This is a genomic window from Streptomyces sp. WY228, assembly GCF_019287315.1.
GTDB lineage: Bacteria > Actinomycetota > Actinomycetes > Streptomycetales > Streptomycetaceae > Streptomyces > Streptomyces caviscabies.
The window spans coordinates 8,115,626-8,140,255 of record NZ_CP079114.1; the positions used below are offsets into that span (position 1 = coordinate 8,115,626).

At 71.1% G+C, this 24,630-nt stretch carries 29 protein-coding genes; 12 read left to right on the forward strand and 17 right to left on the reverse strand.

Annotated features, from left to right (window positions below; translation table 11 throughout):
* The first annotated feature begins 315 nt into the window (after positions 1 to 315).
* A complete protein-coding gene (locus tag KV381_RS35490) occupies positions 316 to 897 on the forward strand; it encodes an ATP/GTP-binding protein (RefSeq protein WP_218787087.1) in 582 nt (193 codons plus the stop codon).
* Between the two features lie 26 nt (positions 898 to 923).
* Here KV381_RS35490 and KV381_RS35495 read toward each other — a convergent pair whose 3' ends face one another.
* Entirely contained in the window at positions 924 to 1,352 is a 429-nt protein-coding gene (locus KV381_RS35495; protein WP_030084698.1) for a PPOX class F420-dependent oxidoreductase, read from the reverse strand.
* 140 nt (positions 1,353 to 1,492) lie between these two features.
* On the opposite strand from KV381_RS35495, the gene KV381_RS35500 reads away from it, so the two are divergent.
* From KV381_RS35500 to KV381_RS35510, 3 genes are all read left to right on the forward strand, one after another.
* The gene (locus KV381_RS35500; protein ID WP_030084696.1) at positions 1,493 to 1,906 is read left to right on the forward strand and encodes a roadblock/LC7 domain-containing protein; all 414 of its coding nucleotides are present in this window, start codon (positions 1,493 to 1,495) and stop codon (positions 1,904 to 1,906) included.
* Positions 1,907 to 2,015: 109 nt separating this feature from the next.
* A complete protein-coding gene (locus KV381_RS35505; RefSeq protein WP_030084694.1) occupies positions 2,016 to 3,044 on the forward strand; it encodes a DUF6397 family protein in 1,029 nt (342 codons plus the stop codon).
* A gap of 39 nt (positions 3,045 to 3,083) precedes the next feature.
* Positions 3,084 to 3,572 (forward strand): GNAT family N-acetyltransferase, encoded by a 489-nt coding sequence (locus KV381_RS35510; RefSeq protein WP_030084693.1) that lies wholly within the window; start codon positions 3,084 to 3,086, stop codon positions 3,570 to 3,572.
* 96 nt (positions 3,573 to 3,668) lie between these two features.
* Here the strand turns inward: KV381_RS35510 and KV381_RS35515 are convergent, their stop codons facing one another.
* Positions 3,669 to 4,382 carry a histidine phosphatase family protein gene (locus tag KV381_RS35515; RefSeq protein ID WP_218787088.1) on the reverse strand — a complete coding sequence of 238 codons (714 nt, stop codon included), beginning with the start codon at positions 4,380 to 4,382 and terminating at the stop codon, positions 3,669 to 3,671.
* A 248-nt stretch (positions 4,383 to 4,630) separates the two neighbouring features.
* On the opposite strand from KV381_RS35515, the gene KV381_RS35520 reads away from it, so the two are divergent.
* Positions 4,631 to 5,269 (forward strand): LAETG motif-containing sortase-dependent surface protein, encoded by a 639-nt coding sequence (locus KV381_RS35520; protein WP_218787089.1) that lies wholly within the window; start codon positions 4,631 to 4,633, stop codon positions 5,267 to 5,269.
* A 193-nt stretch (positions 5,270 to 5,462) separates the two neighbouring features.
* On the opposite strand, the gene KV381_RS35525 is transcribed toward KV381_RS35520, so the two are convergent.
* Positions 5,463 to 7,610, reverse strand: a complete 2,148-nt coding sequence (locus KV381_RS35525; protein WP_218787090.1) for a SpoIIE family protein phosphatase — start codon at positions 7,608 to 7,610, stop codon at positions 5,463 to 5,465.
* Positions 7,611 to 7,825: 215 nt separating this feature from the next.
* Between KV381_RS35525 and KV381_RS35530 the strand changes: the two genes are divergently transcribed.
* Complete coding sequence (locus tag KV381_RS35530; protein ID WP_218787091.1) at positions 7,826 to 8,953, forward strand: enoyl-CoA hydratase/isomerase family protein; 1,128 nt, start codon at positions 7,826 to 7,828, stop codon at positions 8,951 to 8,953.
* 43 nt (positions 8,954 to 8,996) lie between these two features.
* Here the strand turns inward: KV381_RS35530 and KV381_RS35535 are convergent, their stop codons facing one another.
* Positions 8,997 to 9,224, reverse strand: coding sequence for a hypothetical protein (locus KV381_RS35535; RefSeq protein ID WP_030084685.1), 228 nt, complete (start codon positions 9,222 to 9,224; stop codon positions 8,997 to 8,999).
* Positions 9,225 to 9,289: 65 nt separating this feature from the next.
* Positions 9,290 to 9,784, reverse strand: a complete 495-nt coding sequence (locus tag KV381_RS35540; RefSeq protein WP_086778140.1) for a hypothetical protein — start codon at positions 9,782 to 9,784, stop codon at positions 9,290 to 9,292.
* A gap of 144 nt (positions 9,785 to 9,928) precedes the next feature.
* On the opposite strand from KV381_RS35540, the gene KV381_RS35545 reads away from it, so the two are divergent.
* Positions 9,929 to 10,771, forward strand: coding sequence for a pentapeptide repeat-containing protein (locus KV381_RS35545; protein ID WP_030084681.1), 843 nt, complete (start codon positions 9,929 to 9,931; stop codon positions 10,769 to 10,771).
* Here KV381_RS35545 and KV381_RS35550 read toward each other — a convergent pair.
* The 5 genes from KV381_RS35550 to KV381_RS35570 all read right to left on the reverse strand — a co-directional run bounded on the left by KV381_RS35550 (position 10,768) and on the right by KV381_RS35570 (position 13,812).
* Entirely contained in the window at positions 10,768 to 11,286 is a 519-nt protein-coding gene (locus tag KV381_RS35550) for an SRPBCC family protein (RefSeq protein ID WP_030089399.1), read from the reverse strand. The genes KV381_RS35545 and KV381_RS35550 overlap by 4 nt on opposite strands.
* A gap of 137 nt (positions 11,287 to 11,423) precedes the next feature.
* Complete coding sequence (locus tag KV381_RS35555) at positions 11,424 to 12,014, reverse strand: hypothetical protein (protein WP_030089401.1); 591 nt, start codon at positions 12,012 to 12,014, stop codon at positions 11,424 to 11,426.
* A gap of 4 nt (positions 12,015 to 12,018) precedes the next feature.
* Positions 12,019 to 13,059 (reverse strand): DUF6286 domain-containing Asp23/Gls24 family envelope stress response protein, encoded by a 1,041-nt coding sequence (locus tag KV381_RS35560; protein ID WP_218787092.1) that lies wholly within the window; start codon positions 13,057 to 13,059, stop codon positions 12,019 to 12,021.
* Positions 13,056 to 13,271, reverse strand: a complete 216-nt coding sequence (locus KV381_RS35565) for a hypothetical protein (protein ID WP_193463586.1) — start codon at positions 13,269 to 13,271, stop codon at positions 13,056 to 13,058. Before KV381_RS35565 ends, KV381_RS35560 begins: the two co-directional genes overlap by 4 nt.
* Before the next feature lie 16 nt (positions 13,272 to 13,287).
* On the reverse strand, positions 13,288 to 13,812 hold the full coding sequence (locus tag KV381_RS35570) for an Asp23/Gls24 family envelope stress response protein (protein WP_030089407.1): 525 nt from the start codon (positions 13,810 to 13,812) through the stop codon (positions 13,288 to 13,290).
* 306 nt (positions 13,813 to 14,118) lie between these two features.
* Between KV381_RS35570 and KV381_RS35575 the strand changes: the two genes are divergently transcribed.
* Genes KV381_RS35575 through KV381_RS35585 form a run of 3 tightly spaced genes read left to right on the forward strand, consistent with a single transcriptional unit; the run spans position 14,119 to position 15,772 of the window.
* Positions 14,119 to 14,706: an RNA polymerase sigma factor gene (locus tag KV381_RS35575; RefSeq protein ID WP_218787093.1), complete on the forward strand. Its 588-nt coding sequence runs from the start codon at positions 14,119 to 14,121 to the stop codon at positions 14,704 to 14,706.
* The gene (locus KV381_RS35580; protein WP_218787094.1) at positions 14,697 to 15,428 is read left to right on the forward strand and encodes a hypothetical protein; all 732 of its coding nucleotides are present in this window, start codon (positions 14,697 to 14,699) and stop codon (positions 15,426 to 15,428) included. The genes KV381_RS35575 and KV381_RS35580 overlap by 10 nt, the downstream gene beginning before the upstream one ends.
* A complete protein-coding gene (locus KV381_RS35585) occupies positions 15,425 to 15,772 on the forward strand; it encodes an Asp23/Gls24 family envelope stress response protein (protein ID WP_218787095.1) in 348 nt (115 codons plus the stop codon). Before KV381_RS35580 ends, KV381_RS35585 begins: the two co-directional genes overlap by 4 nt.
* Positions 15,773 to 15,862: 90 nt before the next feature.
* Here the strand turns inward: KV381_RS35585 and KV381_RS35590 are convergent, their stop codons facing one another.
* Positions 15,863 to 16,819, reverse strand: a complete 957-nt coding sequence (locus KV381_RS35590; protein ID WP_256995218.1) for an NADPH-dependent F420 reductase — start codon at positions 16,817 to 16,819, stop codon at positions 15,863 to 15,865.
* An 83-nt stretch (positions 16,820 to 16,902) separates the two neighbouring features.
* On the opposite strand from KV381_RS35590, the gene ctaD reads away from it, so the two are divergent.
* Both ctaD and KV381_RS35600 read left to right on the forward strand, forming a co-directional pair.
* Positions 16,903 to 18,576, forward strand: a complete 1,674-nt coding sequence (ctaD, locus tag KV381_RS35595; RefSeq protein ID WP_158101248.1) for a cytochrome c oxidase subunit I — start codon at positions 16,903 to 16,905, stop codon at positions 18,574 to 18,576.
* 40 nt (positions 18,577 to 18,616) lie between these two features.
* Positions 18,617 to 18,958: a hypothetical protein gene (locus tag KV381_RS35600; protein ID WP_030080647.1), complete on the forward strand. Its 342-nt coding sequence runs from the start codon at positions 18,617 to 18,619 to the stop codon at positions 18,956 to 18,958.
* 109 nt (positions 18,959 to 19,067) lie between these two features.
* Here the strand turns inward: KV381_RS35600 and KV381_RS35605 are convergent, their stop codons facing one another.
* The 6 genes from KV381_RS35605 to KV381_RS35630 form a co-directional block, all read right to left on the reverse strand.
* The gene (locus KV381_RS35605; RefSeq protein ID WP_030080646.1) at positions 19,068 to 19,445 is read right to left on the reverse strand and encodes a VOC family protein; all 378 of its coding nucleotides are present in this window, start codon (positions 19,443 to 19,445) and stop codon (positions 19,068 to 19,070) included.
* 20 nt (positions 19,446 to 19,465) lie between these two features.
* Positions 19,466 to 21,076: a sigma-70 family RNA polymerase sigma factor gene (locus tag KV381_RS35610; RefSeq protein ID WP_030080645.1), complete on the reverse strand. Its 1,611-nt coding sequence runs from the start codon at positions 21,074 to 21,076 to the stop codon at positions 19,466 to 19,468.
* A 272-nt stretch (positions 21,077 to 21,348) separates the two neighbouring features.
* The gene (locus tag KV381_RS35615) at positions 21,349 to 21,543 is read right to left on the reverse strand and encodes an antitoxin (RefSeq protein ID WP_030080644.1); all 195 of its coding nucleotides are present in this window, start codon (positions 21,541 to 21,543) and stop codon (positions 21,349 to 21,351) included.
* Between the two features lie 302 nt (positions 21,544 to 21,845).
* Positions 21,846 to 22,871, reverse strand: a complete 1,026-nt coding sequence (locus KV381_RS35620) for an MASE1 domain-containing protein (RefSeq protein WP_218787358.1) — start codon at positions 22,869 to 22,871, stop codon at positions 21,846 to 21,848.
* Between the two features lie 63 nt (positions 22,872 to 22,934).
* Complete coding sequence (locus tag KV381_RS35625; RefSeq protein WP_030627818.1) at positions 22,935 to 23,768, reverse strand: PP2C family protein-serine/threonine phosphatase; 834 nt, start codon at positions 23,766 to 23,768, stop codon at positions 22,935 to 22,937.
* A gap of 107 nt (positions 23,769 to 23,875) precedes the next feature.
* On the reverse strand, positions 23,876 to 24,496 hold the full coding sequence (locus KV381_RS35630) for a DinB family protein (RefSeq protein WP_030080640.1): 621 nt from the start codon (positions 24,494 to 24,496) through the stop codon (positions 23,876 to 23,878).
* Positions 24,497 to 24,630: the final 134 nt, after the last annotated feature.

Genomic DNA, 24,630 nt, shown 5'->3' on the forward strand with positions numbered 1-24,630 from the left:
CTCGAATCTCCTCGTCCCCGGGCCGTCTGCACGGGCCCGGCACCGCTGCCCGTTCCAGGCAGCCGAAAAGACCAGTGTAGGGGCCACTCCGGAAGGGCCCGGGGCGGGCGCAGAACATCCGGCTCGTCCAAGAGGCACGTATTGAGGTCGGGATGCGGCAAGAAGCGACCACAGTGAAGCCGCATCGGTCAAGAACGATCAACTCGCTCGGACGAAGCCGACGGGTTGCCATGCTGTCGGCCCGAACCATTCCTGAGCCCCGCAGCCCGACGCCCGAAGCGATTCCTGAAGAGAGACAGAGAGGGGCGCACGCCCATGATCGGAGAGGACATCGCGCTCACCCTGAAGATCGTCGTGGCGGGCGGCTTCGGGGCCGGGAAGACGACCCTGGTCGGCTCGGTCAGCGAGATCCGTCCGTTGCACTCGGAGGAGACGCTGAGCGAGAGCGGCCGGGACCGGGACGACACCGAGGGGGTGGAGCGGAAGGCCACCACGACCGTAGCGATGGATTTCGGCCGTATCACCGTCCACGAGGGCCTCACGCTCTACCTGTTCGGCACGCCGGGCCAGAACCGCTTCTGGTTTCTCTGGGACGAACTGTGCGAGGGCGCCCTGGCGGCGATCGTGCTCGCCGACACCCGGCGGCTGGAGGACTGCTTCGCCGCCGTCGACTACTTCGAGCGCAGGCGGATACCGTTCGTCGTCGCCGTCAACCGCTTCCCCGGCGCTCCCGACCATACGGAGCGCGATGTCGCGCGGGCGCTGGACCTCGACCCGGGCACGCCGGTCGTGCCGTGCGACGCCCGGGACCGGGCCTCCGGAAAAGAAGTCCTGATCCGTACGGTCGAGTACGCCGGGCGGGTGCACACCGCCCGCCTCCTCGCCTCCGTCGGCTGACGGCTCGGCGTCGGAACCCCGGTCCGTCAGTCGGCCATGTCGGCCATCGCTACCACCTTGTCGATCCGCACCCGCACGACTAGTTCGCCGGGCACGCCGTTGCGGCGGCCGAACTCCTCGGCCACGTCGGACGCCACGTAACGGCCGGCGATCCGCGTCGCCCACCGCAGGAGTTCTTCCGGGTCCTCGCTCAGCTCGGCATGCCCCTGCACCACCGCGAACGCGTACGGAGGCCGGTCGTCGTCGACGCACAGGGCTACCCGCCCGTCGCGTGCGAGATTGCGCCCCTTCACACTCTCCTTGCCGGTGTTGAAGACCACCGAATCGCCGTCGAGAAGGAACCAGACGGGTGCGATGTGCGGACTGCCGTCGGCCCGCACCGTCGAAATCTTCGCCGTGCGCGTGCCCTCGGAGAGGAAGGCCCGCCATTCTTCATCGGTCATGTGGTGTGCCATGGGCCCATCCTGGGCCCGATCCCCGCATGGCGCGAAGCGGCACCCCGGGCGGTGAGGGGCGCTTGCCCCCACGGGGCCGTTGCGCGAGGCTTACGCGCGTAGCGGGGCACGGGGAACGAAGGTACGGGGAGGACGAGCACATGCCGCTTGACCGGGGACTTGACTGGCTCCTTGACGATCTCACCAACAGGGTGCAATTCATACGGCACGCCTTGGTGCTGTCGAACGACGGGCTGGTCACCGGGGCCAGCACCGGGCTCGCCCGTGAGGACGCGGAGCATCTGGCGGCGGTCTCCTCGGGGTTGCAGAGTCTGGCACGCGGATCGGGGCGCCACTTCCGGGCGGGCCGGGCCCGCCAGACGATGGTCGAGTTCGACGAGGCCCTGCTCTTCGTGACGGCCGCGGGCGACGGCAGCTGCCTGTGCGTGCTGACGGCGGCCGAAGCCGACGTCGGCCAGGTCGCCTACGAGATGACCCTGCTCGTCAACCGGGTCGGAGAACACCTCGGAGTCTCCGTCCGCCAGGGCGGGCCCGAGGACGTCGGACCGTTCTGACCTGCACTTTCCGTCGCCGGTGAGGAGTTATCCACAGGGCTGACGGGTGATGACTCCCTCGGGCTACCGTGATCACGGAGAGTATTCGAGCCAACGGGGGAGGACAGCCATGACGGTCAGGGAAGTGTTCCGAACGCACACCAGGACCCAGGACACGCGGCCCCAGGACACGCGGACCCGGGACGCCCGGACCCGGGACGCGCGGGCGGAGGAGTCGCGGACCGAGGACGCGGGCGCGGCGCCCGAGGGCGGGCGCACCTCGTGTGCCGCCCCGGCGGGTACGGCCGCGGCCGGGCGTGCGGCCCAGGAGCTGGGCCTACGACGCGCGGAGTTCGAGCTCGCGGTGCACCTGGGACTGATCGCGGTCGTCGGCGCATCGGGCGGTGGGCGGCCACGGGTGCCGGAGGAGGAGATCGCGCGCCTGCGGGAGGAGCCCGGCTTCCCCGATGCCCTTGCGGAGCGGGTCCGCACCGTCGGTACGGCTGCGGGCGCGGCCCTGCTGGACATCGCTCCGGCACGGTTCACCCGGCTGGCACGAGCGGGCTGCTTCTCACCGGTCACGTTCTATCTGAACCGGTATCGCGCGGTGGTCTGGCTCTACCTCGCGGGCGAACTGGCCGCGTTCGCCGGCCGGGAACCCGAGCTGCTCGCCGGACGGACGCCTCCGGGAATGCGCACGATGCTGGAGTCGGGCGCCGACTGGCGGGCCCGCAACTGGCGTTCGCAGCGCATCGACCGGCTGCTGACCCGCACGCCGGACCCCTGGGCGCGAGCGGCTGTCCAGGCGTCGGCACTGGACCCCGTACAACTGGCGGAGGTGGTGGACGACCCCTATGAACGCGCCTATCTCGTACGGGTCCGGCCGGAGCCGGTCTTCGGACGGCCGGCGTCCATGGCGGCGAGGGAGACGATGGGCGAGCTGACACTGGCCGACGACCCCGACGAGATCCTCTGGCGACGGATCAACCTGACGCTGGAACTGGACGCGGCGCGCGAGGACCGGCCGGCCCCGCGCCCCGGCGGCGACGCAGAAGCCCGGTCGGTGCCGGCCGCGCGGAGCAAAACCGCCGCGGCGAGCCTGCCGACCGGAAGAGGGCTGCTGGCAAGGCTGGGGTGGCGTGGGCGGGGCACCGGTTAAGACGTGGCGCCGCTCGTACGGATAGGCCATCCTGTCCGGATGTTGATCAGGGAAGCAACCCCCGAGGACTGGCCCGCCATCTGGCCTTTCTTCCATTCGATCGTCTCCGCGGGTGAGACGCTCACCTATCCGCTCGATCTCGGTCAGGAGGATGCCGAGGGATGGTGGTTCGTCCCGGCGCCGAGTCGGGTGGTCGTCGCCGTGGACGATGCCGGGACGGTGCTCGGTACGGCGAAGATGAACCGCAACCACATGGGCAACGGCTCCCACATAGCCAGCGCCACCTACATGGTCGACCCCGCTCACTCCGGCAGGGGAGTGGGGCGCGCACTGTGCGAATACACGGTCGACTGGGCTCGCGCCGCAGGGTATCGGGCCATGCAGTTCAACGCGGTGGTCGAGACCAACACCTACGCCGTCAAGCTTTACCGGTCGATCGGGTTCGACGTGATCGGCACCCTCCCGGAGGGCTTCCAGCACCCGACCCAGGGCTATGTGGGGCTGCACATCATGCACAAGGCCCTGTGACGTCGACGTCTCTTCCCCTTGCCCAGCATCAATGGGTCTGCCTTTTCGAGCGTGCCCCTTGGAGCCTGCCGCGATGAGGGGGAGTGGGCGCGGGGGTCAGACGATGGGCCGATCATCCGTCGGTCCCTGCTCCGGTCGCAGTTCCGCGGCCGGCAGCGTCTGGCCGGCCGGGCCGCCGTCCGCCCAGCCGCTCGCGGTGACCCCCGGAACGACCCTCCCGGCCCAGGAGGTTGCCGTCCATCCCGAGTCCGGCGAGCCCTCGACCACCACCACCCCCGTGTTGTCCAGGCTGTGTTGGGCGGCGAACTCGACCGTCACGTTCCGCGCTCGGGCGGCTGTCCACACGCGGATGGCGGCACCATGGCTGACAAGGGCCACGGTCCCTCGCTCCACGGCCCGCGCCGCCTCGGCCACCACCGCGTCGAAGCGCGCCAGTGCCTCCGTCCCGTTCTCGCCCCCGGGCATCCTGCGGGCGGTGTCCCCGGCCGGCCAGGCGAAGACGGTCGTCAGGTACTGACGGGCGGCGTCCTCGTCGGCCCGCATCTCCAGGTCGCCGGCCGACAGTTCCCGGATCCCGTCCCGGATCAGGACCTCGAGGCCCCGCTCCGCGGCCAGCGGTGCGGCCGTGAGCTGCGTACGCGTCAGGGTGGAGGCGTACAACGCGGCGATGTCCTCCCCGGCGAGCGCCCCGGGCAGCGCCGCCGCCTGCCGCAGGCCCAGGTCGGTGAGGCCGGGTCCGGGGTGCGCGGTGTCCAGGAAGTGGCCGAGGTTGGACGGTGTCTGGCCGTGACGGATCAGCAGCATGCGCATAGAACGGGTCAAGCTCCAGTCTCGGGCGCGTGGGCGGCGGCAGATAGATGCACAACCCACCCTCTCATTCGGCCACCACCGCAGGACAGTTCCGCGGGAGGCTTGCCCGCCTTGCCGGAAGTAGCGCGGATATGAGCCGAGTTGGTGCCGGGAACTACGCACGGGGCGGATGCGCCGTTCCGGGGCGATGGCAGTACTGTGCGCCCCACCGCCATTCGGGCGATGAGAAGTATCTGGAGGAACAATCCATGACCATACCCAGGAGATCGTGGCGTGGCGCGGGAGCACTCGTGGCCGCTGCGGTCGTCGGTCTGACCGGAGGCGTCATCGCCGCCGGTCCGGCCGTCGCACACACCCCCACCTGGGCCGTGACCTGCTCCGAGGTCACCGTTGACCTCACCAACTACACGAGCGACGTCCCCAACACGGTGACGGTCTCGGTGGACGGCAAGGACCTGCTCCCGACCGAGACGTTCGGCCGGGAGTTCCACAAGAAGCTGGCGCTTCCCGACCACGACAAGCCGGTGACCGTCCGACTGGTCGTCAAGGACGCCGACGGCGACGGCAAGCACTCCATCGACCAGTCGAAGACGGCGGAGGTGTGCGACGAGCCCAGCCCGACGCCGACCGAGCCGGCGCCGACCGAGCCGAGCCCGAGCGAGCCGGCCCCGTCGGAGACGCCGTCCACCGAGCCGAGCGCCACGCCCAGCGAGCAGCCTTCGGAGTCCGCGCCCGCCGCGCCCGCCCCGAGCCCGAGCACGCCGGACCTGGCCGAGACCGGCTCGTCGTCGTCGACGCCCGTCATCGGTGGCGCCGCTGTCGCGGTGCTGCTCGCCGGTGGCGGCATTCTCTGGGCCGTCCGCAAGCGGCGTACCGCCCAGAACTGACGCTCCCACGCTCACCGGCCCGCGCCGGTAGCACAGGGCAGCGGGCCCCGTGAGCGGTAGGAACGCAGGGAGCGGCCGGAGCCCGTCCGGGACCGGCGGCCGAGGCCGTCCGAACCACGGTTGAGGCCGTACGAGCCGTGGGTGAGGGGTGTGTCGCAGCACGGTGGTGCTGCGACACACCCCTCTTCGGCCGTCACTGCTCCGCGATGGTCGACGGCGGCGCGGTGGACGGCGGGGAAGCGGGCGCCGGGGGAGTGGGGCCGATCTCGCACCAGACGGCCTTGCCCTCGCCACGGGGCTCGATGCCCCAGCGCGTCGCGACCGCGTCGAGCAGCAGCAGCCCCCGCCCGGAGGTGGAGGTCTCGCCCGGCGTACGCCGACGGGGCCAGGCGCTGGACCGGTCCTGGACCGACAGCCGGATCCGCCGCACCGGTTCGGGCAGCACTTCCAGGGTCAGGACGGCCCCGCCCTCGGTGTGCAGGAGCACGTTCACCAGCAATTCGCCCGTGACGAGCTCCGCGTCGTCGGCGAACTCGGCCATGTCCCAGTCGGCGAGTGCCTGGCGCACGATCGCGCGGGCGTCCGAGAGCCCTTCCGGGTCCGCCTGGTGGATGTACTGGTGGAGCCGCGGCGCGTGCGTCGACCCGACGTCCGGGCTCCGGCGCAGCACCAGAAGTGCCACATCGTCACCCGACCCCCACCGTTCCCACAGTCGTTCCGACAGATGATCCGCCAGCGCTTCGGCTCCGGCAGGTCCGGCGCTCACCTCGTTGCGCAGTGCGTCGATCCCGGTGTCGAGGTCGGCTCCGGGCTCCTCCACCAGCCCGTCCGTGTACAGCACGAACGTCTCACCGGGCACCAGGTCGAGCCGGGTCTCCGGATACTCCTCGTCCAGCAGGTCCGTGGAGGTGCCCAGCGGCAGCCCGCCGCGCACCTGCGGGCTGCCGACCCGCCCGTCGACGTGGCGGATCAACGGGCCGAGATGCCCGGCCCGCACGACCTTCACCGTTCCGGACGCCAGGTCGACCTGGGCGTATGTACAGGTGGCGAAGCGCTCGGTGTCGAGTTCGGAGAGAAAACGGGAGGCCCGTGCCAGCACGGTGGCCGGAGGATGCCCCTCGGAGGCGTAAGCACGCAGGGCGATGCGCAACTGGCCCATGATCGCGGCGGCGTGGGTGTCGTGCCCCTGAACGTCCCCCACGACCAGACCGTAACGGTTCTTGGGCAGGGTGATCACGTCGTACCAGTCGCCGCCGACCTGTCGGCCGCTCCACGCGGCGTGGTACCGGACGGCGATCTCACCGCCCTCGACGTCCTGTATCCGGGGCGGGAGCATCGCGGACTGGAGTTGGGTGGCGAACTCACGCTCCTCGTCGAAGAGCATCGCCCGCTGCAGGGACTGGGCCACGATGGCGGCCAGCCCCAGGCACAGAATGCGCTCGTCCGCGTTGAAGACCGTGCGTTCGCGGTAGAAGAGGGCCAGGCCGCCGAGCGAACGGGCCTGGGCCACCAGCGGGAGATACGCCGCAGCCCGGAATCTGAGCCTCCCGAGATGCGGCTCCAGCTCCGGGTAGCGCCGGGCCAGCGCGGCAAGGGAGGTGATGAACCGGGGGCGCCCGCTGCGGATGGTGTCCGCGAGGGGAAGGTTGCGGTCGAGGTCGCCGGAGCCCAGACCGTCCAGCACTTCGAGCGACTCGCCGCTCAGCGCGACGATGTTCAGCGCGGAGTTCTCCACGAGCCCCAGGGCGAGACCGTCCGCGCCGAGCCGGGCCAGCCCGCCGGGGCCGGTGAGGGCGGCCGTCACATCGTCCACGGTCACCGCACGGGACATGGAGCTCGTTGTGCGTTCAACGATATTGGTCTGGCGCTGCCGTCGTTTTTCCAGATCGAGGACGAAGGCCGAATGGGTGACTTCCGCCGTCGCGTCTCGGACGACCCCCACGATTCGGTGGGCCCTGCCGTCCTTCGATCGCAGGATGCGGGCCTGGACATGGGTCCACTGCGTGGTCCCGTCGTCCAGCGGTACACGGAAGTGGACGCTGTAGGAGTTGTTCCCGCCGGTGATGGCCTCGTCGATCGTGACGTCGAGCCGGGCCCGTTCCGCCGGTTCCAGGTGCTCCAGCAGTGCGCCCGGCCGTGCGTCGAACGTCGCCGGATCGACGCCGAACACCATGAGCCCGGCCTCGTCGATGTCCAGGGTCCGGGTGTCCAGATCCCAGTCGAAGCTGCCGGTGCGGTTCATGGCGAGGCGTTCCGTCGGCCGGATCTCACCGCTGGTCTTCCGGTCGATCCGGCGGAGCGGAGATGCTTCGGCGTCCTGCCGCCGTTCGTCGTCGGTCATTCCTGCTCCGGAGGTCGCCCGGCGGGGCCTGCGTCGGCGCACCCCGTAGGCCTCAATTGTCGAGCCGTATCCATCGGAGTGCCACAGCGGCCCGCCCCGCAAAGGCCCCCACCGCTTCCGGAGCGATCCGGGGGTCGCAGAATGGCGTCCGAGGACCGTCCGTCACCATGGACGGCGTCCGAGGTGTCCACGAGCCCAGCGAGCGGAGCGCACGCATGAACGACGACCGGCCCGTCCTGCTGGAGACGCGGGGCACCTGCCTGCACCTCACACTGAACCGGCCCCGAGCCCTCAACGCCCTCAGCCACACCATGGTGCGGATGCTCGACGAAGCGCTGGCCCACGCCGAGCAGGACGAGACGATCACATCGGTGCTGCTGTCCGGCGCGGGCGACCGGGGCCTGTGCGCCGGCGGCGACATCCGAGCCCTGCACGACGACGCACGGAGCTCGGGTCGTGGCTCCCTGGAGTTCTGGCGTGACGAGTACCGCCTCAACGCCCGCATCGCCCGCTTCCCCAAGCCGTACGTCGCACTGATGGACGGCATCGTGATGGGCGGCGGGGTCGGGGTGTCGGCCCACGCCGGAATCCGTGTCGTCACCGAACGCTCACGCGTCGCCATGCCCGAGACCGCGATCGGTTTCGTACCTGACGTCGGGGGCACCCGCCTGCTGGCCGCCGCCCCCGGCGAACTGGGCACGCATCTGGCCCTCACGGGCCGTTCCGTCGGAGCGGCCGACGCCATTTCGTGCGGTCTGGCCGACCAGCACGTCCCGGCTCGCCTTCTGCCGGACCTGATCGAAGCGCTGGGCGATCCTGCCGCCACGGGCACGCCCGTGGCGGACATCGTCCAGCGGTTCGCCACGGAGCCGCCCGCCGGCGAACTCGCCGCCCAGCGCGACTGGATCGACGCCTGCTACACGGCGGACACCGTCGAGGAGATCGTCGGACATCTGCGCGGCAGCGCCGTTCCCGAGGCGCAGACCGCGGCGGACGAACTCCTGACCAAGTCACCCATCGCGCTCAAGGTCACGCTCGCCGCTGTCCGCCGGGCAGCCCGGCTCGACAGCCTGGAAGCCGTTCTCGACCAGGAGTTCCGGGTCTCCAGCCGGGCGTTCGAGCACCCCGATTTCGTGGAAGGGGTGCGTGCCCGGATCATCGACAAGGACTACGCCCCGCAGTGGAAGCCGGGCTTGCTCGCCGAGGTCGACGACCAGGAGGTCGCCCGGTTCTTCGCGCCGCTCGGCCCCGGCGAACAGGAACTCGGTCTTGCGCCGCTGCCCACGGGCACCCCTGCGGGGGAGGGGAAGGCCGGCCAGGACTCACCCGGCGCACCGGGCTGACCCGACTCGCGGACCCACCCGGCGCAGGCCCGTCCGACGCGTCTTATCTTCCGCTGCCGGAAAGGCTCGGCTGCAGTGCCCGGACGAGAGCGAACAGCCGATCCTCGTTACCCGTCAGCCCCGCACTGCGCAGAGCATGGTCGGCCTCCCGCATCGGGGAGGTGAGCAGCGGCAGGTAGACCGGTGCGTCGTCGGGGTCGGCGAGCGCTGCTCGGGTGGCCTCCAACAGGCGGACGTACGCCTGCGCCGCGGCGAGCTCGTCGTTGTCCATCTCGGCATCTCCTCCTCAGAGCTGTCTGGCCGCCAAGCATCCCCCATGGGTCTGACAACGCGGCCTCAAGCCCGGCCGTACCCGCCGGACAACCCACTCGGTGGCTCCACCTCCAGATAGCGCCGTCTGCGGGGCCCTCGGTAGAGCAGCACGGTCCAGCCCAGTCCCCGCAAGGTCGAAGCACAGCCGGTCAGGGCCTCCTCCTCGCCGTGAGCGGCGCCGCTGCCGGGCGGCCCGGCCCACTCGACCCGTACCGAACCCGCCGACTCCCCGTCGCTCACCCGGTATCCGGCCGATACCCGGAGCCCCGACGGGTCGACAGCCGAAGGTGTCGCCCCTGAACTCTCCAGAGCCAACGCGACCGCCCTGACCGGGCGGTTGAGTTCCCACGGCGCGGGCACCGCCTCGGGGTCGGGCCGCCCGGCACCGGTGAGGCGACGGATCTGAAGCAGCCCCTCGAACGCCGTCCGCACCGATGCGGCCCGTGCCTCAGCGGGCTCGGCAGCCGGCGGGCCGTCGCCGGTGGCAGGCTCGAACCCGGTACTTTCCTCGGTGCCCACGCGTCCCCCTCCGTCACATACGTACGGCGCCAAGTGTGCACCGGCGGGCGCCGACCCGGAGCGCCGCTCCACGGCGCTTCGGTAGACTCGTGTGCTCTACACCTGGACTTTCCGCAGCACCATCCACGCGAGGACCTGCCACCCGTGCCCGACAACGATCCGACCGCCGTGCCCGACGACGGACGGGAATCTCTGCGCGCGGACTGCACGAACTGCTTCGCCCTCTGCTGCGTCGCGCTCACGCTGACGGCCTCGTCGGACTTCGCCATCGACAAGGACGCCGGACGCCCCTGCCCCAACCTCCAGGACGACTTCCGCTGCGGCATCCACACCAGGCTGCGACCGAAGGGCTTCTCCGGCTGCACCGTGTACGACTGCTTCGGAGCCGGGCAGAAGGTCTCCCAGGAGACCTACGGAGGCCGCGACTGGCGCTCGTCCCCCGACCTCGCCACCCAGATGTTCCAGGTGTTCCCGGTGATGCGCCAGCTCCATGAACTGCTGTGGTACCTCACCGAGGCCCTCACCTTGCCGGCCGCACGTTCCCTGCACGCCGAGATCCGCCGGGCCCTGGAAGCGACGCAACGGCACACCGAGCGGCCCGCCGTCGACTTCGCGGAACTGGACGTCGCCGGTCACCGCGACCGGGTCGCCGGGCTGCTTCTGCGCACCAGCGAACTCGTCCGGGCCACCGCGCCCCGTCGCAAGAAGCGCAACCACCGCGGCGCCGACCTCATCGGGGCCCGGCTGCGGGGCGCCGACCTGCGCGGCGCGGACCTCCGCGGGGCCTATCTGATCGCAGCCGATCTCAGCGGCGCCGATCTCCGCCTGGCCGACCTCATCGGTGCGGACTTCCGCGACGCCGATCTCTCGGGCGCCGACCTGACAGGAAGCCTGTTCCTCACCCAGGCCCAGCTCAACGCGGCCAAGGGCAACGAGAAAACAACTCTCCCCACCTCACTGAGCCGCCCCCCGCACTGGGCCGCCTAGCTCTCGGCATCTCGGGCGTCCGCCTCCAGTGCTGCCTTGAGACGCTTCAGCGTCGTACGGATGTTGCCGCCCTGGAACTGCGCAAAGGTCTTGCCGCCCGTCGCGACGCGGTCGAAGGCGTTGGCGAGGAAGTCCGGCCAGCGACGGCGGTCGTCGGTCCAGGTCTCAGTGACCAGGGTCGCTCCGTCCACCGCTTCGAAACGGTATTCCCAGGTGGCGATCGGCCCCGGGAGCACCGGGCGTCGGATGCCGATCGCATGGACCCGGAAGGCGAAGCGCTCGCCGGGTTCCGCCGCCGTCACCGTGCACCGTGTCGTCCAGCGCGCCGCGCCGCGCTTGTTCCGGCCGTCGAAGACCATGCCGACGTATGCGCCGCGCCGATCGCCACGCACAGTCGCTCCCCGGTTCTCGGGGCTCCAACGCCCCATCGCCGTAGGGTCGCTGAGCTGTTCGTAGATCCGCGCCGGGGTGGCGGCGATGACGATGCTGTCCGCTACGGACATGGTGCGGGGCATGGCGCGACTCCTTGTCCACGGCCGTCGTCGGACCACGTCCGGGTGCCGTACGGACCGTGGGGCCGACATCCCGGAACCTCTACCTTACTCGTGAGTAGATTCTGTGGGGTGGCGAGGGGGAGAAGGGCTGGGGTGGTTCAACGGGTCCGTCGCTCCCGGCGGTTCGCGACCCGTATCCGTACGTCGGCGGGCAGGGCCTGTATGCCGCTGCTGTCGCGGGCGTCCGTGATGACTCCGGCCACGGAACGCGCGACCTCCGCCGGCCGGGCTTCGGGCTCCACGACGACCGTCACCGCCACCCGCAACGGGCGGCCCACCAGGCGCACCCGAGCACGCGCCACGTCGTCGAACGCCGCCACCTGCGTTGTCATCGCCCGCTCCCACGCACGTCTGCGCAGCACCGGTCCGGTCCGCGGCAGCACCGCCCACCGAGGTCCGCCGGACACCGCCTGTCGGGCCAACCACCACACCAGCAGCACCAGTACGACAGAGAGACCGGCGATCACGGCGGGACTCCACCAGCCGTTCTCCCGGAGCCGTGCCGACAGCTCTCGGTCCAGCAACACCCCGTCCGCCGCAGGCGACGGCCACCAGCGCGGCACACGGCCTCCCACCGGGCCCCACGCCGAACCGTCGCCCACGGCCAGCCAGCTGCCGCCCACGATCAGCACCAACCCGACGGCACCGAGCAGCGACCGGTTCACCACGCCGCGCCTGATCACCGACATTTACTCACACCTCTTTCCGTTCAGCCGAAGCCGAAGCCGAAGCCGAAGCCGAAGCCGAAGCCGTCGAGGCTGCCGTGTGAACCCTCGGCTCCTCGGTCGACGGCGGCTGCCCGTGCAGTTCACCCCGGGGCCGCACTCGGATCCGGACCCGGGGCGTAGGCGTCCGCGTCAGGCCCAGCTCCGGCAGGGCCGATCCCACGACCCGGACCACCTCGGCCTCCACCTGATCCGGGTCACCGAACCCCACCTCTGCCAGCACTCTCAGACGCCGCCGCCCTGCGTTCACCCGGGCCCGCACCACTCCTGGCACGGCGGTGGTCCTGTCCTGGACGACCCGGGCGGCGGCCGTACGGTCGAGCGCGGCCCGCAACCGCGGCGTGGGCACGGTCATCTCCAGCCCGCGACGCAACCCCGGAAGCAGAGCGCACCCCAGCAGCCAGAGCCCGATCAGCGCGGCCAGCACCCCGCCGGCCCGTACCGCCGTGTCCGCCGGGCCGTGTGTCGACGCCCAGTCGACCAGCCAGGTCCGCCAGGTGGCGGGCGTGCTGCCGAGCCGGACCGCGATGAAGTCCACCAGGAGCAGCGCACAGCCCGCGGCCCCCACGGCAGCCGTCACCGCAGCGGGGACCCGGCGCTGCGCGCGAATGCGGCCACCCTTGCCGACGCTCCCTCTGAGGTGCTCCGCCTCGCGAGCCGGATCGTCGGCCGTTGGTGGCTCACCGTCCGCTGGTTGCCGGGCGGGTGGCGCCGGAAGCACCGAGAGCGCGTCGATACGGATGTCCGTGCGCGGAACGGACAGGCCCGTGAGAGTGGCTGTCCGGGTCTGTGCGTGTTCACGGACCCGTCCGGCCGCCTCATCGGCCCGCACCGGATACAGCAGCCGCACGCCGAGCGACACCCGTGCCGAGGCGCCGCGCACCGAGGCCGAACCCCGAGTCACCACGCTGCCGTCGGGCAGCGCCTCGCCCGCCGCCCGCTCGGCGATCCGTCGGACGGCGCGGGGCGCCACCGTCGTCCTGCCACGCTCGGTGGCCGGGACCGTCATGGCCGGCGCCCCGTCACCGCGTCCAGGAACTCGCGCAGGCCGGTGCCCCGGTCCACAAGGTGCCCGGCGAACCATCCCACCGCGCCGAGCGACGCGACCACGAGAAACGCCCCGAACCCGCCGAACCAGCCTGCGAACCCCAGTGCCATGCCCGCCGCCGCCCCGAACACTCCCCGGCCCGGCCCACCGCCCGCCGGGCCGGATTCGTCCATGCTCCGTGTCACGCCGTCACGCCACGCGGGTCTCGGACACGGCGGCCTCGTCGTCGTCCTCGGGCAGATGCACGTCGTTGACCGTCACATTGACCTCGACGACCTCAAGGCCCGTGGTGCGCTCCACGGCCGCGATGACGTTCTCGCGGACGTCGTGCGCCACATCGGTGATCGCGACCCCGTACTCGACGACGAGGTCGAGATCGATGGCCGTCTGGCGCTCGCCCACCTCGACCTTGACGCCCCGACCGACGTTCGGCCGGCCGCCCGGCACCCGGTCGCGGACCGCGCCGAGGGTGCGGGAGAGGCCGCCGCCCATGTCGTGGACGCCCGGGATCTCGCGAGCCGCCATGCCCGCGATCTTCACGACGACCGTGTCCGCGATTGAAGTGCGGCCCCGTGTCGCCGCCGGCTCGGCCGCCCCGGTGGCCCCGCTGCCGAGGGTGGTCGTCCCGCCCGTCGAGCCGACCTGCTTCGTCCCTGCCGTCCGCGAAGCCGCGCTCGTGGCGGGCACGGTCGCTGCTGTCTGGGTGGTGGTCATGGAAACTCCTCGCGTCTCGCTGGGCTCGTTGTGCCTGACATTTCGTTGGACACGCCGTCCGACGATTCGTCACGCGGGTTCGCGGAAATTTCCCGCGAGCCGGACCGCCGCGGGCGGCGGCCGACCGTGCCCCGCACAAAAACTCGCACGGTGCGTGACGTTCGGCCGCGGCGTGTGTCCAACGACGAGAAGCGGTCATGAGGACGCGTGGAGAGACGCGTGGAGAGGCGCGTGGAAAGTCATGCACCGGACGCGAACAGAGGCAGGAGCGAGGGTCGTGGAAGCGAGCGGGGAAGGGGTTGGTCCGTGCCCGGCGACGGGAATCAGCTGACGGAGCGCGCACCGGACGCCGTGCCGGCCGACGAGGCGCTGCTCGTCGTGCGGGCCGGGGAGGGCGACGAGGAGGCCTTCGAGGTGCTGGTGCGCAGGCACAGCCCCGTCATGCTGCAACTGGCGATACGCCTTCTCGGCGACCGGTCGGACGCCGAGGACGCCGTGCAGGACGCCTTCGTGAACGCCTGGCGCAAGCTTCCCGAGTTCCGTAGGGACGCCTCCTTCCACACGTGGCTCTACCGGATCGTCACCAACCGCTGTCTCAACCGGCTCAGAGCCCGCAGACCGGCGGCCGACCTCGACTCGGTGCCCGAGCAGGCCGCCCCCGAGCACCAGGCGTCCCCTGCCCGAGCGGTGGAGTCACGCGCCGCCGTCGACGCGCTGGCCGAGGCGATGGCGGACCTCTCACCCGAACAACGTGTGTGCTGGGTGCTGCGCGAGATGCAGGGACTGTCGTACGAGAGCATCGCGGCAACGGTCGGAATCAGTCTGCAGGCGGTTCGGGGCCGGGTCTTCCGTGCCCGCCGCTCCCTGACGGAGGCGATGAGCGCATGGCGATGAGCGCCAATCCGGACCGGCCGGAGGAGAGCCGGTACGAGGATGAGGACGAGCGGCTGGCCTGCGGGCGGCTGCTCACCGACGTCTGGGAGGCCGGGGAAACCGGCCGCTCGACGGACGACCCCCACTTCGCCACCTGCCCCTTCTGCTCGGCCGCGCTGGCCGACCTCACGGGCCTCGGCGACGCGGTGCGACGCACCTGCGCGCAGGAGCCGGGCACACCGGACGCCACGGCCGTGACCGCCCGCGTCATGGACCTCGTACGCCTCGAACTGCGGCCGGGACGCCCACTGCCGCTCGGGGAAGCGGGGGAGGACCACTGGATGATCGAGGCCGCCGTCGCGCGGATGCTGCGGGCGGCGGTCGACGGGCTGCCCGGGGTCCGGGCCGGTAGCTGTCGCATCGCCCCGCTCGACCCGGCGGACCCCGCCGGAGAGCTGCACGTCCGGGTCGAGGTCGCGGCGAGCATCGGCCTGCCCATGCGGGATCTGGCCGACGATGTGCGCGCGCGGATCGCCGAGGTCGCCGACCGGGACATCGGCATCCGCCTCGCCACCACCGATGTGTTCGTCGTCGACATCCTCGACCCTCCCGACACTCTCGACATCTTCTACGAGGACGTCGGACACACCCGGTACGGGGACGGGGAGGACGGCACAGGAGTGGCCACCGGCGATCACGCGGACGGCCGGGCGGACGGACACGGGACGGGAGCAGCGCGATGACCGCGGACACACGACGGGACCGGCTGGCCGAGGCAGCCGCCGAGGCCGCTCGGGGTGTGCCGGGCGTGGCGTTTCTCCGTCCCGGCGTGGCGGACCTGCTGCGCACGCGGATCACCGGCCGTACCCCGCTCCGCACCCACCTCACCGGGAACAGGACGTCGGGAGTGCGCGTCAGCCGGGATGAGGGCGACGGCTGGCACCTCGATATCCGACTCGTCCTGCGCAGCGGTCACCGGGTGCTCGACGTGACCCGGCTCGTGCAGAAAGCGGTCCTCGCCGCGCTGCCTGAGGAACAGGAGGAACAAGCGGTCTCGGTGCGGATCACCGTGACCGGAGTGGTCTGAGGGCTGCCGACGATCCGGCCGAGCGGGCACCCCCGTCTCCCGCCCGGCCGGAGTCTTCGCCCGGCTGTCCCTCCCGCGTGACGCCCGCTGTCAGGCGCGCCACTCCGCAGTGCGTTCCGGCGAGGCCTCCGAGAGCGCCTTCACGATGGCGTCGACGTCGCCCTGGTTGCCGTACACCGGGGTGCCGGGCTGCTGGCGCCATGAATCGTCCAGGCCACCGCTGTCGACCGTGTCGAAGCCCAGCTCGTCGATGAGGTCGCGCACCGCCTGCTTGGCCGTCGGGTCGTCCCCCGACACCGGGAGCGCCTGCCGGCCCGGAGTGCCCTGCGGACGGCCCCGGTCCAGGATGTCCTGGGCGTAGGTGCCGTTGAACGCCTTGATCACGGGGTGGCCGATCTGCTGCTCCGTCCACCGGCTCTCGGGCAGCCCCTCCTCGATGGCGGCGATGCGGCCGTCGCGCTGCTGCGGGTAGTAGTTGCCCGTGTCGATGACCGCGGCGCCCTCGGCCGCGCCGTCGAGGAATCCGGCGGGCAGGTCGGGCACAGCCTTGAGCGGCACGGTGACCACGACCACCTGGGCGCCCTTGGCCGCCTCCGACGCGGTCACCGGCGTCGCCCCGGTCTCCTCGGCGAGGGCGGTGAGCGTCTGGGGACCGCGGGAGTTGGCGACCGCGACCTCGTGCCCGAGCGCGGTCAGACGCCGCGTCAGATTGCCGCCGATGTTGCCCGCGCCGATGATGCCGATCTTCATGGATCCGACCTTCCGAGCTAGCCGAGTGGAGAGAAGTGGAGAGAAGTGGAGAGAAACGAAAGAGAGAGGTGGTTCTGTCGGTTCACCAACTCCGGGGCCGGAGAAGCTATTCCGTTCTCCGCGAGGGAATATCCGGTCGGCTCCCGTACGTTGACGTGCATTTTCGGTTGTGTCGGCCGAGGACGGAGCGATGGCCGTAGGCCATTTGAGTGTCCTTGTCGGCCGCTCGCGCCGGACGGGGAAGGATGTCCCACCGCACCGATCGCCAGGGGTCCATTCTGGTCGCCGAGTCCACACGGGCCGTCGATCGAAGGAGCGTCGTAGTGACGACGAGGGGCATCTCGCAACCGGTGGAGACCGATACCACCGAACAGAACGAAATGCCGGTACGGCGCGGGGAACCCGGCAACGTCATCATCAAGTGGATGACCTCGACGGACCACAAGACGATCGGCACGCTCTACCTCGTCACCTCCTTCGCGTTCTTCTGTGTGGGAGGGCTCCTGGCCCTGGTGATGCGCGCCGAACTGGCCCGGCCCGGTATCCAGCTGCTCTCGAACGAGCAGTTCAACCAGGCGTTCACCATGCACGGCACGATCATGCTGCTGATGTTCGCGACGCCGCTGTTCGCCGGATTCGCGAACTGGATCATGCCGCTGCAGATCGGGGCGCCCGACGTGGCGTTCCCGCGGCTGAACATGTTCGCGTACTGGCTCTACCTCTTCGGCTCGCTCATCGCGGTGGCCGGCTTCCTCACTCCGCAGGGAGCCGCGGACTTCGGCTGGTTCGCCTACGCCCCGCTCAACGACGCGGTCCGCTCGCCGGGCATCGGCGCCGACATGTGGATCATGGGTCTGGCCTTCTCCGGCTTCGGCACGATCCTCGGCTCGGTCAACTTCATCACCACGATCATCTGCATGCGAGCCCCCGGCATGACGATGTTCCGCATGCCGATCTTCGTCTGGAACGTCCTGCTGACCGGTGTTCTGGTCCTGCTGGCCTTCCCGGTCCTCGCCGCGGCCCTGCTGGCGCTGGAGGCCGACCGCAAATTCGGCGCGCACGTCTTCGACGCGGCCAATGGCGGCGCACTGCTGTGGCAGCACCTGTTCTGGTTCTTCGGCCACCCCGAGGTCTACATCATCGCCCTGCCGTTCTTCGGCATCGTCACCGAGATCTTCCCGGTATTCAGCCGTAAACCCGTCTTCGGCTACATCGGACTGGTCGCGGCCACCATCGCCATCGCGGGCCTCTCCGCGACCGTATGGGCGCACCACATGTTCGTCACGGGCGCCGTGCTGTTGCCGTTCTTCTCCTTCATGACCTTCCTCATCGCCGTGCCGACCGGTGTGAAGTTCTTCAACTGGATCGGCACGATGTGGAAGGGGTCACTGTCCCTGGAGACCCCGATGCTGTGGGCCATCGGGTTCCTGGTCACCTTCCTGTTCGGCGGTCTGACCGGGATCATCCTCGCCTCACCGCCGATGGACTTCCATGTCTCCGACTCGTACTTCGTCGTCGCCCACTTCCATTACGTGGTGTTCGGCACGGTGGTGTTCGCGATGTTCGCCGGATTCCATTTCTGGTGGCCGAAGTTCACCGGGAAAATGCTGGACGAGCGGCTCGGGAAGGTGACGTTCTGGACGCTCTTCATCGGGTTCCACGGAACGTTCCTCGTGCAGCACTGGCTCGGCGCCGAAGGCATGCCACGCCGTTACGCCGACTATCTCGACGCCGACGGATTCACCGCGCTGAACACCATCTCCACCATTTCCTCGTTCCTGCTCGGCCTGTCGATCCTTCCGTTCTTCTACAACATCTGGAAGACCGCCAAGTACGGCAAGAAGATCGAGGTCGACGACCCGTGGGGCTACGGCCGTTCGCTGGAGTGGGCGACCTCCTGCCCGCCGCCCCGGCACAACTTCGTCACGCTGCCCCGGATCCGTTCCGAGTCCCCGGCGTTCGACCTGCACCACCCGGCGGTCCGCTCCCTGGAGGAAGCCGCCACCCGTCCCGGGGACTCCACGATCGTCGCCCCGGGGGACAAGCAGGAGTGAAGGCGGCTCCGGCCCGGACGACCCGACGGAGAGGTGGACGGTGAAACCCGACAAGGACAGCGCCCGGGGCCTGGCCCAACTGGAGGGCTTTCTGCTGTGGAACGCCGAGGTCGAGCGGGCGCGACGGCACGCACGCCGATTCACCGACCAGTTGCCCTGGCTGACCACGGCACAGCGTGAGGACGTCGAGCGGGTGTTCATCACCGAACGGGTCACCGCGTCCCGGGAGTCGCTCACCCGCATCCGCGACCGCGCGGACGAACTGCGCGCGGAGTACACCGAGCGCTACACCCGGCTCCGGGCCCGCTGCGTGGCCGTCTCGGCCGGCACGGTGGGCGCGGCGATCTGCCTCGGCACGGCGCTGACGCTGGTCCTGCGCTGAGCACTGCCGACTCCGGGGCGGCTCACCGGCCGCCCCGGACGAGCTCCGGAAGAGCCCGGTCGAGCGTCGGCCCCGGCTGCTCGACAGCCCAGCGCCCGAGCAGCCGGATTCAGTGCCGTACCAGGCAGAAGGGGTGTCCTGCGGGATCCGCGTACACCCGCCAGCCGCGCGCCTCGTCCCCGGCGTCGAGGAGGGACGCTCCGTTTGCCAGGACCTGTTCGTGCGCCCGTTCCTGGTCGGTGACGCCGAAGTCCAGATGAAACTGCTGGGGCGGGTCCTGGCCGGGCCAGCGAGGCGGCTGGTGGTCGGCCACTCGCTGAAAGGCCAGGACGAGCCCACCGGGCGTGTGCAGCGTGGACCAGTCCGCGTCGCATCCCCAGCGCCGGTCGGGACGGTCGACCTCGCCCCCGAGCAACGACGCGTAGAAGCCGGCCAGTTCCCTCGGGTCGCGGCAGTCCAGAACCACACACTCCAGTTCAGCGATCATGACCGCATCCTAGAGGCGGCTCAGCGGGCCCCGAACACCTGCGTCCACACAGGACCGCCGCCGGAATCCACCTTGCCCACACCGATCTCCTTGAAGGAGCAGTTGAGGATGTTCGCGCGGTGCCCCGGACTGTCCATCCAGGACCGCATCACATCGGCCGGGGTCCGCTGGCCCTTGGCGATGTTCTCCCCGTAGGTGGACCACCGGTACCCCGCGGCGGTGATTCGGTCACCCGGGTCCCTGCCGTCCTGCGAGGTGTGCGAGAAGTAGTCGTTGGCGTCCATGTCGGCGGAGTGCCGTTGTGCGGCCGTGTTGAGCTGATCATTGACGGTCACCGCACCACAGCCCTCCTTGGCCCGTTCCGCGTTGACCAGTTCGGTGACCTGACCTGCGGTACCCGCCGGGGCGGGGGGTGCGGGCGCGGGCGGGGCCGGCTTCGGGACCGGGGCGGCGGAGCTGGGAGCGGGCGGCGCCGGGGTGCTCTTCTTCGGCTTCGCCTTGGGCGTACGCGAGGGGCTCGGCGACGGGGAGGCGGAGGCGCTGGGCGATGTGGAAGCGGATGCGGAGGGGGAAGGGGACGACGTCGTCGAGGTCGTCGTGGGTACCTCGGCGCGGGGTGCCGGAGCGTCGGCCGTGACGGTCGTCGCGCCCCGCTCGCCGCCGTCGGTGTAGAGGTGCACCGCCGCGCCGCCCGTACCCAGGGCCGCGACCGCGACCACGGCGGCGACGGCCGAGTTACGGCGCCGGCGCCGCGCCTGCACCCGTCTGCGCTCGGCACGCCCCGCCCCGGCACTGTCCACGCCCGGCCCCGGCGCCTGAAGACGCGCCGCGGTGGCCAGCAGCTCGGGAGCCGCCCCCGCTCCCGCCGCCGCGGCCACCGGCACCAGCGCGAGACCCACGAGCAGCCCCTCGGCGGGCACGAGCCCCGAGCCGTGCCCCGAACACACCGTGCACTCGCGAGCATGGCGGGCCAGCCGCTTGCGCCACAGGGCGGAGGGGACGCCGTCCCAGCCGGCGGTGATGTCCTCCAGCAGCACGCACGGCGGATCGGCCGCCAGCGCGCCCACCACGACCCGCGCCGCCTCCAGCTGCGCCTTCATCCGCTGCACCCGTACGGCGGTGTGCTGCGGGGAGAGTTCGAGAGCGGCGGCGACCTCGGCCCGGGACAGGTGCCCGGCGGTCTCCAGCCACCACAGCGACAACAGGGCGCGGTCGTCCTCGTCCAGCCAGCGCGTCGCCTCCGCCACCTGCCGTCGCTGGCCGGTCAGGCCGAGCTCCAGGATCGTCACCTCGACGAAGTCGGCGCGTGGGTCCGGCAGGTCGTACGCGGCGTCCAGCCGGTCCGCCGGCATCGCACCCGACTGCTTCTCGCGCCAGTGCGTGCGTATCTCGTTCATGGCTATCGCCACCAGCCAGGAACGGAAACGCTCCGGGTCGCGCAGTTCGGGCAGGCCCCGGAGCATGCGCAGCACCGTCTCCTGCACCACGTCGTCCACGTCCGCGTGACCGTCCAGCGCACGTCCGACGACGTTGTACAGCAGCGGCAGGTACGCCGAGACGAGCTGGTCCTTGGCCTGCTGATCGCCGCTCCGCGCCGCCTCGATCAAGGCCGTCGGGTGATCCTTGCCCATGCTGTGCTCACTCTTCCGGGGTCGGGTGCTGTCACTTCCCACACTCGGGAGATGGGGTGCGGGCGGGACAATAACAAGAATCCTGTGGGCAACCCCGGAAACCTTCCCCGCGGACCGCGGCCGACGGGACCCGACGGGACCCGACGGGCCGGCCCGGGCGCCTTGCATGGCAGGCCCGACGTCGTCCGCACACCGGTCTGTGCCAGGGAAACGTGTTCCGTGGCACAGACCGGTGTGCGGACGAGTGGCGGCCGGTCACCGGCCGGGGCTGCTCAGGTGCGGGGCGGTCCGTCCTGGTCGCGGTCCGTTCCGAGCTGCTGCTTGAGCTTGTCCTGGGCGGTGTCGACGTGCTTCTTGTACTTGCCCTGCGTGCGGTCGTCGACCATGTCGCCGGCCTTGTCGATGCCCTTGCCGGCCTGGTCCTCGTGGCCCTTGAGCATCTTCTTGATCTTGTCCAGTGCGGACATGCGTCCTCCTCATCGACGGTGCGCCCCCACACCTCCAGGGTCACCGCACCCGGCCCGGCCCGCATCCGCTCCGCCGAGCGGCGGAGATGCCGGCCAGGGTCAGGGGGAGCCGGGAAGTGTGAAGCGGCCCTGGCTGGGCAGATACCGGTTGACCAGGAGGAGGTGGTGGCAATGGGCCGCATCCGAGTCGTCGTCCGTCGTCCCCCGCCCCCTTCGGGGCCCCCGCCGCTCGATCTGCGCACCCCTTCCGGCCGCCCCCTGCCGTACTGACCCCGGCGCCGGCTCCCGGTCGAGGACCGGCGCTACGGCTGTTCCGGATGCGGGCCGCCGTCCAGCGGCCCGTGCCGACGCGGTCGGTCCCCGTACCGTGCCGAGGTCGGCCCGGACAGCGGAGCGAGCTGCTCCACCAGGGCTTCCAGTTCCTCGACGGCGTGTTCCGTCTCGCGGCGGATGTTCCTGTGCTCCGCGACGATCGCCCCCAGCAGCAGCGCGGTGAGCGCGACGCATCCGTTGAGGAGCGAGAGGTTCGCCATGACCTCCATCAGGCTGTGCCCCGCGAACGGCCCCAGGGCATCCGTACCGGCCAGGATGGCGAGCACCGAGACGACCAGGGCGCACGGCGCGCTGCCGGGCAACTGGAAGCGCAGGGCCGCCCAGATGATCACCGGGAACACCAGATAGATCATCCCCAGCGAGCTGCGCGTCGCGATCAACGACGACAGCACCACGACGACCGCGAGGACCGAGGCCTCCAGCCACCGGTCACCCGGCCGGGGCCGTCGCGCCCGGCGCAGTACCAGCAGCACCGGGGCGACCACCAGAACCCCCATCGCGTCGCCCGCCCACCAGGACGACCAGACCAGCCAGAACCGTCCCGGCGGAACCTTGTCGTCGAGCAGCAGCGTGAAACTGCCGAGGGTGGCGCTGATCAGCATCCCCGCGAACGCGCCGAGGAAGACCAGACAGACTCCGTCACGCAGCCGGACCAGCTCATTGCGGAAGCCCACCTTCCGCAGCAGGGCGTACGAGGCGAGCGGCGCGATCGTGTTGCCGAACATGATGGCCAGACGGCTCACCGTGAACGCGTCGCCGATCTCGGAGACCGTGACCAGCGTGCCCAGCGCGATCCCCGGCCAGACCCGGGCGCCCAGGCACAGCAGCGCGGCCAGCGCGATGCCGGTGGGCGGCCACAGCGGTGTGACGACCGCGCCGTCCACCACGACCTGGCGCATCAGCCCGAGCCGCCCCGACAGGTAGTAGGCGCCGGCCACGCCCAGGACCTGCGCCACGTACACGGCCCGACGTCTGGCTTCCTTGCTGCGGATCACACCACTCATCAGACACCGACCGTGACGGGACTCGGCAGGTGACACGCGCGGTACGGCCCGGCGTCACCGCGGGCCGCGCCCCGAGGCGGCGTGCCGCAGGACCAGTACGGCGGCGTCGTCCTCGTGCCCCGTCACCTCCGCCGCGCCCAGCACCTCGTCGGCCAGCTGCGCCGCGCTCGCCCCGCTGTGCGCGGCGACCAGCTGCCGGACCCGTTCGAGACCGTCCTCGATCAGCAGTGACGGCCCCTCGACGACCCCGTCGGTGAGCAGCACGATCGCCCCGTCGGAGTCGAGAGTGCGCCGCGTGACGGGGTAGCACTCGCCGGGCTCGATGCCCAGCGGCATGCCGCCCGGGTCCTCCGTGATGCCGGACCGGCCCTGCGTGGTGGCCCAGACGCACGCCACATGCCCGGCCCGGGCGCTGTGCAGCTCCCAGGTCGTCGGGTCCAGCCGCATGAAGGTGCAGGTCGCGAAGAGTCCCGAGTCCACGGACAGCAGCAGATCGTTCGTCCGGCCCAGGACCTCGCCCGGATCGGACGCCGTGCCCGCGATGGCGCGCATCGCGATGCGGACCTGCCCCATGAAGGCGGCCGCCTCGACGTCATGCCCCTGTACGTCGCCGATGGCGAAACCGAGCGCCCCGTCCGCGAGCGGGAAACCGTCGTACCAGTCGCCGCCGATGTCCAGACCGTGGCGGGCGGGTGCGTAACGGGCCGCGGCCTGGAGGCCGGGCAGCGTGGGCAGGGTTGCCGGGAGCATGTCGCGCTGGAGCGCCTGCGCCAGCTCCACCCTGGCCTGATGGAACTCTACTTCGCGCCGAGCGCGGGCGGTGAGGTCCTGCAAGGTGTTGAGCAGGTCTTCGGCGCTGGCCGAGCGGTGACTCCGACGCCGGTTCATGTGCCGCTCCGCGGTGCGTTCGGTCCCTGAATCATATGGCGGGCGGCCCCGAGCGGCGACCGCGGCGGCCGTCGGGGCCGCCACGGCGATGGTCGCCGGGGCGTCGCTCAGGACGGCCGGGCGCGGTACAGATCGCGGAGCAGGGCGATCTCGGCGCCGTGGTGCAGCACCTCCTGGTTGACCCACCAGACGATGTCGACGAACGGGTCCTCGGCGTCGCTGCCGTTCGGATACGTGCTGTACCCGACGGTGTCGAGGGCCGTGTCGTCCGCGCCTGTCAGGGCCTCGCGCCAGGCGGCGGACGCGGTCTCGAAGGCGGCCACGGCCCCGGCGGCGTCGCCCGGGGTGCGGTGGTCGTCGCGGGTGAGCGCGCGTCCGCCATCGGTGTACTCGGCGCGGAGGGAGAGCATCTCGGTGAGATGGCTCAGACGCCACGCGATGGTGGTGAACGGCGGCGGAAACGGATGCGGGGAGTCCGCCGAGTCCCGCCCCCAGTCCCCGGCCCCCGCCAGCACGGTCGCCCGCGCCCCGGGCCCGTCGCCGCGACGGCGTACGGACCAGCAGTCGGGCACGGGTTCCCAGAGGTACTCGTCGTCACCGAGCGGGGTGACGCCGATGTCGACGCCGTTGCCGCTGTCCATGACAGGACCGGCCAGCCGGCCGAGAAGCCGCTCGCAGGCGAAGTCGAACTGTTCCAGCAGGGGGACCGTGCGCGAAGGGAGGGTCATCGGTGGAGCGTGCCACAGCCGAGGGACGGGCGCGCGCCCGTTTTCGGCGCCTCGGCCCCCGCCGGTCCGGACGGGTGGGCGGGACGGCGAGAGGTGGCCGGATGGACCCTCGTACCGAGCCGTTGTCAGTGCCC

Bases quoted from the DNA above. Each gene is read 5' to 3' on its own strand.
- KV381_RS35490 (WP_218787087.1), top strand. From the start codon at position 316: ATGATCGGAGAGGACATCGCGCTCACCCTGAAGATCGTCGTGGCGGGC.
- KV381_RS35495 (WP_030084698.1), bottom strand. From the start codon at position 1,352: ATGGCACACCACATGACCGATGAAGAATGGCGGGCCTTCCTCTCCGAG.
- KV381_RS35500 (WP_030084696.1), top strand. From the start codon at position 1,493: ATGCCGCTTGACCGGGGACTTGACTGGCTCCTTGACGATCTCACCAAC.
- KV381_RS35505 (WP_030084694.1), top strand. From the start codon at position 2,016: ATGACGGTCAGGGAAGTGTTCCGAACGCACACCAGGACCCAGGACACG.
- KV381_RS35510 (WP_030084693.1), top strand. From the start codon at position 3,084: ATGTTGATCAGGGAAGCAACCCCCGAGGACTGGCCCGCCATCTGGCCT.
- KV381_RS35515 (WP_218787088.1), bottom strand. From the start codon at position 4,382: ATGCGCATGCTGCTGATCCGTCACGGCCAGACACCGTCCAACCTCGGC.
- KV381_RS35520 (WP_218787089.1), top strand. From the start codon at position 4,631: ATGACCATACCCAGGAGATCGTGGCGTGGCGCGGGAGCACTCGTGGCC.
- KV381_RS35525 (WP_218787090.1), bottom strand. From the start codon at position 7,610: ATGACCGACGACGAACGGCGGCAGGACGCCGAAGCATCTCCGCTCCGC.
- KV381_RS35530 (WP_218787091.1), top strand. From the start codon at position 7,826: ATGAACGACGACCGGCCCGTCCTGCTGGAGACGCGGGGCACCTGCCTG.
- KV381_RS35535 (WP_030084685.1), bottom strand. From the start codon at position 9,224: ATGGACAACGACGAGCTCGCCGCGGCGCAGGCGTACGTCCGCCTGTTG.
- KV381_RS35550 (WP_030089399.1), bottom strand. From the start codon at position 11,286: ATGCCCCGCACCATGTCCGTAGCGGACAGCATCGTCATCGCCGCCACC.
- KV381_RS35555 (WP_030089401.1), bottom strand. From the start codon at position 12,014: ATGTCGGTGATCAGGCGCGGCGTGGTGAACCGGTCGCTGCTCGGTGCC.
- KV381_RS35560 (WP_218787092.1), bottom strand. From the start codon at position 13,059: ATGACGGTCCCGGCCACCGAGCGTGGCAGGACGACGGTGGCGCCCCGC.
- KV381_RS35565 (WP_193463586.1), bottom strand. From the start codon at position 13,271: ATGGACGAATCCGGCCCGGCGGGCGGTGGGCCGGGCCGGGGAGTGTTC.
- KV381_RS35570 (WP_030089407.1), bottom strand. From the start codon at position 13,812: ATGACCACCACCCAGACAGCAGCGACCGTGCCCGCCACGAGCGCGGCT.
- KV381_RS35580 (WP_218787094.1), top strand. From the start codon at position 14,697: ATGGCGATGAGCGCCAATCCGGACCGGCCGGAGGAGAGCCGGTACGAG.
- KV381_RS35585 (WP_218787095.1), top strand. From the start codon at position 15,425: ATGACCGCGGACACACGACGGGACCGGCTGGCCGAGGCAGCCGCCGAG.
- ctaD (WP_158101248.1), top strand. From the start codon at position 16,903: ATGCCGGTACGGCGCGGGGAACCCGGCAACGTCATCATCAAGTGGATG.
- KV381_RS35605 (WP_030080646.1), bottom strand. From the start codon at position 19,445: ATGATCGCTGAACTGGAGTGTGTGGTTCTGGACTGCCGCGACCCGAGG.
- KV381_RS35610 (WP_030080645.1), bottom strand. From the start codon at position 21,076: ATGGGCAAGGATCACCCGACGGCCTTGATCGAGGCGGCGCGGAGCGGC.
- KV381_RS35615 (WP_030080644.1), bottom strand. From the start codon at position 21,543: ATGTCCGCACTGGACAAGATCAAGAAGATGCTCAAGGGCCACGAGGAC.
- KV381_RS35625 (WP_030627818.1), bottom strand. From the start codon at position 23,768: ATGAACCGGCGTCGGAGTCACCGCTCGGCCAGCGCCGAAGACCTGCTC.
- KV381_RS35630 (WP_030080640.1), bottom strand. From the start codon at position 24,496: ATGACCCTCCCTTCGCGCACGGTCCCCCTGCTGGAACAGTTCGACTTC.